The following is a 5,614-nucleotide window of genomic DNA, read 5'->3' on the forward strand; positions in this document are numbered from 1 at the left end:
TTACAACTACAAAAGAAGAAAAGAAAAGACCACCCTACTATGGAAGATGGATTTTTATTCCATTTGAGGATTTACACATGTCGGTTCTACAGTTTCATATGGACAATGAAATGCGGGATGTAATGGACTGGTTAACGAACGTGAAAGGTTCTAAAAAACCAAGTGCCGAAACGACAGTAAATGTAATAGATAAAATTATTAATGCTGTAGAAGTGAAAAATTGTAAAATTGACAAGATACATATAGAAGCACTCGGATTTAAATTTGATTAAAGTCAATGGACGAAAGAAAGGCAGTTAATAACAGTGCTTTTGTAACCTGTGAGTTGTTTTCTAAATGTACCAAACGCCAAAAGCCGACTCATAGAACGTTCTGAGCATGCCGATTTAATTTATCAAAACAAGGTTAGAATAGAAAACAATTATGAAACCTACCTCAGAAGGCAGGCCATTGTGGAACACCCTTACGGAACTATAAAAAGACAATGGGACTTCTATTATATCATGACTAAAAAAACCATCAAACATGCCTCGGCGGATGTAGGCCTTATTTTACTGCCTACAATCTCAAACGAATTTTTAATCTCATTGACCAAAACACGCTCAAAAAGTACCTCAAAGTACTAGCTTTGTTTTTTTGGTTTGTAAAAGACGTTTTTAAGCCTTGCTACGACCTTTTTCTTTTTCAAAATAATCAGCTGCCTTTTTATAAAAAAGGTTTTTATTATTACCTAAAACCAATATATTTACTTCATAATTAATTAAAATCAGTTCGAATGGAGGTTTTTAGACGAACTGACTTTAGTGGCAAGCATTGGCCACCAGTTAGAAAAGGTATACAATTAATTGAAAACTAGGACAACAATTTATATTTACAAAAATTTAAAAATAAATGAACCTATTATGAACAATAATGAAACTCAACTTCAGAATGCTTTTATCGATAATATTGTAAGATACTTGATAGATGAAAATTTTCCTCGTGTCATTAAATGCCTCGAAATGTTAAATGAAGAAGAAATTTGGTATCACCCAAATAGTCAGTCTAATAGTGTTGGTAATTTGGTATTGCACCTGAATGGCAATTTGAATCAATGGATTCTTGACTCTATTGGTGGAAAACCTTTTTTGAGAAATAGGCAATTAGAATTTGATGCTGAAAAAACACATAGTAAAGAAGAACTTATACTTATGCTGACTAATTTAAGCGAAGAATTACGCTCTTGTATTCAATCAGTTACCAATGATAAGTTATTGGATATTCTACCGCTACAGAATCAACAGGAAACAGGCGTTTCAGTTTTAATACATATTACAGAACACTTCTCATTTCATACAGGTCAGATTGTGTTTATAACAAAATGGTTAAAAGAACAACAAACCAATTTCTATTAAGACTTAAAAAGCGTTAACAAATTACGAAAAAGACAGATTTGCCTGCCGCTAAAAGCATACGAGCGATTGCCGATTGTTCAGCGTTAAATTGGAAGTTCGGATTTCTTTTGTAAATTTGTTCTAGGTTGGCAGTTCGGTGCTCCGGTTTCGGGCACATCGCTAGCATGCAAATCGTTATATGTCATGCTTGGTGCGGATACATTTATAACTTAATACCTTAATAAATAGTCATTAATTAATAAAAAGAAAGAAATGAAACACAAAACTAAAATTACAGGGTTACTATCTTTATTATTAGCAACAATTACTATCAGTTGCAATCAGAAAGATAAAGTAGCAACTTCCAAAACCGATAATACAGAGCAAACACAAACAGGTGACAATATTGTTACCCGATTTGGTGATTTAAAATTAGAAAGTGGTTATCCTTCAGAAGATGCTATTACAAAACTCTATGATGAAAGGGATTTTCAAAGGGCATGTCAAATACACACTTGGGCATTGCCAATGGTTGGCTTTCATGGTTTACACCTTGCACAACGGGATCAACTTGGTGTAAAAGACGGTGAGATATCGATGTTTTTTGACCTTAAAGATAAAAGTGGCATGCTGACACCTAATATTACAACGCTTTATGCATTTAGCTTTTGGAACTTCGACAAGCAAGGTGCATTGGTAATAGATGCACCAGCAGGATTAATAGCGGGTGGTCTGCTTGATCTTTGGCAGCAGCCCATTACAGATATTGGTCAAACCGGACCCGACAAAGGTGCAGGAGGTAAATATTTGTTTCTTCCTCCGGGTTCTAAAATGATAGCTGCCCCAGGTTATAGGGTTTATATTTCACCTACTGTACAAGTATGGTTTGGTACCAGAGCATTAGACCCAGATCCAAAAATTGCTGAGGAAACTATTAGGAAATTTAAAATTTACAGTTGGAACGACAGATCTAAGGCCACGGTAACCAATTTTGTCACGGTAAATGGTAAAGTATGGACATCCGCACAACCAACTGATGCGAACTATTTTAAAATGGTGGCTGAAGCACTTGAACCAGAACCTATACAAACCCGTGACAGGGTTATTTATGGTATGATGGCTTCACTTGGAATGGAGAAAGGCAAACCATTTCAACCTGATGAGCGACTGACCAAAATTCTTAACGAGGCGGCAATGGTGGGTGAACTAACCGCCCGAGTAAATGCCTATGAAAAAAGGTTTGATGGATCTGTTGTTTGGAAAGACAAACATTGGGAATATGCCAATATGGTTGAATTAAATCAGGAAGATAGCAACTATACACAATTAGACCAAAGAGCTTCTTGGTTTTATGAAGCAATTGGAAATAGTACAGGAATGCAAGGAAGAATATTAGGATTTGGTCAAGCATATCTTGAAACTTCCAAAGATAAGGCAGGTAAATGGCTTGTGGGTTCAAAGAGTTACCATTTTCATGTACCGGCAAATGCACCGGTTAAACAATTTTGGTCAATTACATTATATGACAATGTTACAAGAGGACCATTGGTAACCGATCAAGGTTCTGCAGACATGTCTTCAAGAAAAGATATTGAGAAAAATGCTGATGGTTCTGTTGATATTTACTTTGGCCCTACAAAACCTAAAGGTGCTAATAAAAATTATATTAAAACATTACCAGGCAAAGGTTGGTTTCCATACTTCCGTTTTTACGGGCCAACTGAAACTTACTTTGATAAGACTTGGCAATTGGAAGATATTGAAGAAATAAAATAATTTAAAAATTTAAATTTATTATTAAGATTAGTTCGAAAGTATAATTAGTTAGCACGAAAGCATAATCGAGTAGACTGCCCTGTCAGAAACTGACAGGGGTAGCCTCTCACACCACCGGTCTTTAAAAGAAAATCCCAATTTCTCTCTATCGTTACATCCTACAAAAGCATCCATAAAACGAATGATATTGTCAACCGTAATAGCATCTTCGATACTTGATACTTGCAACTGATTACGGCATATTCCTTTCCAGAAGGTCGGCAGCTGTATGCAAGAAACTATTGGCCGCACTTCAAAACAGTTCAGACGTTTCGGATCTTTTTAGAAGATGTGAAGACCCTTGTAATGAATGTGCAACGGAATGTGAAAAACATTCGCACATACAACATTGCACAGATTGTGCAAAAGCATGCCGTGCGTGTGCCGAAGCATGTAAAACGATGCTTGTCGCAACAACCTAGTATAATTGAGACCCTATTTGAACGGGATGTGAGCTTTATTTATACAGCTCATTAATGAATGCTTGTAAGTATTACCGCCACTTGCAAGCATTTTTACTGTAGCCAAAGAGTACTCATTGCTTGTATGAAAAAAAATACGACCGAGCCATTCAGCATTTGAAATTGTTATGTGAATAGACCCATGGCTCCAAGAACTTTACCTCTTGGAGCCGATTATAATTAACCCAATTTATTGATGTAACTGCTGTACAAATCCTTGAATTGATAGCCCTCTGCTACTCGATCTTTGCTCAATTTATTGTATTCCACTAAACCCCAAAGGATTAATTCTTTGAGGAAATACCTGTCCGCTGTAGGAAACTCAGGTTGGTATTTTTGAATAAGGTCTTCCAAGGGATGGATCGCGTCTAATTGCTTTTGGTACGTTTGGTCGGTCGCTTCGTCTAATAATTCAAATCCGGATTCCGCAAAGAACCATTCGAGTACTTTGGCATACGGACTGGCATCGGCGTCGCGTTCCAGTTTTTCAATTTTAGGAAAATAGGCCGGAAAGAAGGTGCGAATCGCATCTCCTATCAAGTGTTGAGCCACCACAGCTGCTCCCTCTTGTTCGCCTTCGTACACCAATTCTACTTTGCCAGTGATGGCAGGAATAATTCCCATGAAATCAGATAATCGAACAGCAGTGCTATCCGTTCCGTTGAGCAAGGCTCTTCGCTCGGCAGTGCTGATTAGATTTTCATAAGCAGTAATACTCATTCGGGCACTAACACCACTTTTGGCATCAATGAATTCACTTTCACGAGCCTCAAAACTAATTTGCTCCAATAAATCTTTCGCTAAAGAAGGCACGTAAACCGATTCCGATTGTTGTGTATTTAACTTTGCTTCTTGATGCGTGATGGTTCGAGCGATTGCGAGCGTTTCCGGATAATGTGTGAGTATTTGCGAACCGATTCGGTCTTTCAACGGCGTGACAATACTTCCTCGGTTGGTATAATCTTCCGGATTGGCAGTGAATACAAATTGCATGTCTAGTGGCATGCGGACTTTAAATCCACGTATTTGAATGTCGCCTTCCTGTAAAATATTAAAGAGAGCCACTTGTATACGGGCTTGTAAATCAGGTAGTTCATTGATTACAAAAATGCAGCGATTGGCACGTGGAATCATCCCAAAGTGAATCACACGGTCATCGGCATACGAAAGTTTTAAATTGGCCGCTTTAATTGGGTCAACATCGCCTATCAAATCTGCAACGGTAACGTCGGGTGTGGCGAGCTTTTCAGCAAAACGTTCGCTTCGGTGTATCCATTGAATAGGTGTTTCATTACCTTTCTCTGCAATCAAATCGATTGCATACCGCGAAATAGGTTTCAACGGGTCGTCATTGATTTCCGAACCCGAAACTATTGGAATGAACTCGTCTAAAAATTCAATCATCTTTCGAGCCAAGCGTGTTTTTGCTTGTCCCCGAAGCCCAAGTAAATTGATGTTGTGTCGCGACAAAATAGCACGCTCCAGTTCGGGAATCACGGTATTTTCGAATCCATGCACCCCTTCAAAAACAGGCTTTCCTGCTTTAATTTTGGCTCGTAGATTGTCACGTAATTCGTCTTTGATACTTTTGGAAACGTATCCCGATTTTTCTAATTGTCCTAGTGTCTGTATATCTTTCATTGCATTTATTATCACTTTACTTATTTCTATTTTCTATTCTCCAAACTCCCTACTCCAAACTCCTCCCATTACTTCACCCTTTTCTTTCGATTACTCTCATAATCTTCGAAAATCATTTCGCCCAGTCCTTTTAAACCTGTGTAGAATGCCTTTCCTTGGTTGGCTTCCGTGAAGCGATTGACGAATTTTTGCAAATACGGATCGTTTGCAATCATAAACGTGGTAATCGCAATATGCAATTTACGTGCTTGTGCAGCATGGTTGTAGCATTGTTCCACGATGTATTCATCGAGTCCGTTGCTGTTCATGTAATAAGTGCCGTCT

Annotated in this window: 6 protein-coding genes and 1 pseudogene; 5 read left to right on the top strand and 2 right to left on the bottom strand. The window is 37.9% G+C overall.

The features are described from left to right. The 5 genes from ACIQ2S_RS10610 to ACIQ2S_RS10630 form a co-directional block, all read left to right on the top strand. Positions 1-272: hypothetical protein (locus tag ACIQ2S_RS10610; RefSeq protein WP_396175771.1), on the top strand; the 272-nt coding region annotated here is incomplete at its 5' end. A 48-nt stretch (positions 273-320) separates the two neighbouring features. Continuing rightward, positions 321-626 carry a hypothetical protein gene (locus ACIQ2S_RS10615; RefSeq protein ID WP_396175773.1) on the top strand — a complete coding sequence of 102 codons (306 nt, stop codon included), beginning with the start codon at positions 321-323 and terminating at the stop codon, positions 624-626. Between the two features lie 276 nt (positions 627-902). Further along, entirely contained in the window at positions 903-1,394 is a 492-nt protein-coding gene (locus tag ACIQ2S_RS10620) for a DinB family protein (protein ID WP_396175775.1), read from the top strand. A 252-nt stretch (positions 1,395-1,646) separates the two neighbouring features. Continuing rightward, positions 1,647-3,149, top strand: coding sequence for a DUF1254 domain-containing protein (locus ACIQ2S_RS10625; protein ID WP_396175777.1), 1,503 nt, complete (start codon positions 1,647-1,649; stop codon positions 3,147-3,149). Between the two features lie 215 nt (positions 3,150-3,364). Next, complete coding sequence (locus tag ACIQ2S_RS10630) at positions 3,365-3,610, top strand: four-helix bundle copper-binding protein (protein WP_396175779.1); 246 nt, start codon at positions 3,365-3,367, stop codon at positions 3,608-3,610. Between the two features lie 219 nt (positions 3,611-3,829). On the opposite strand, the gene ACIQ2S_RS10635 is transcribed toward ACIQ2S_RS10630, so the two are convergent. Then, on the bottom strand, positions 3,830-5,290 hold the full coding sequence (locus tag ACIQ2S_RS10635; RefSeq protein ID WP_396175781.1) for a magnesium chelatase: 1,461 nt from the start codon (positions 5,288-5,290) through the stop codon (positions 3,830-3,832). A gap of 68 nt (positions 5,291-5,358) precedes the next feature. Further along, positions 5,359-5,614, bottom strand: a pseudogene (locus ACIQ2S_RS10640) (hypothetical protein); the annotation flags it as partial.

This window comes from Flavobacterium sp., from assembly GCF_044371705.1.
In the GTDB taxonomy this organism is placed as follows: Bacteria; Bacteroidota; Bacteroidia; order Flavobacteriales; family Flavobacteriaceae; genus Flavobacterium.

What these genes read in the sequence shown, in the direction of transcription:
- ACIQ2S_RS10620 (WP_396175775.1), top strand. Translation starts at nt 903, where the DNA reads ATGAACAATAATGAAACTCAACTTCAGAATGCTTTTATCGATAATATT.
- ACIQ2S_RS10625 (WP_396175777.1), top strand. Translation starts at nt 1,647, where the DNA reads ATGAAACACAAAACTAAAATTACAGGGTTACTATCTTTATTATTAGCA.
- ACIQ2S_RS10635 (WP_396175781.1), bottom strand. Translation starts at nt 5,290, where the DNA reads ATGAAAGATATACAGACACTAGGACAATTAGAAAAATCGGGATACGTT.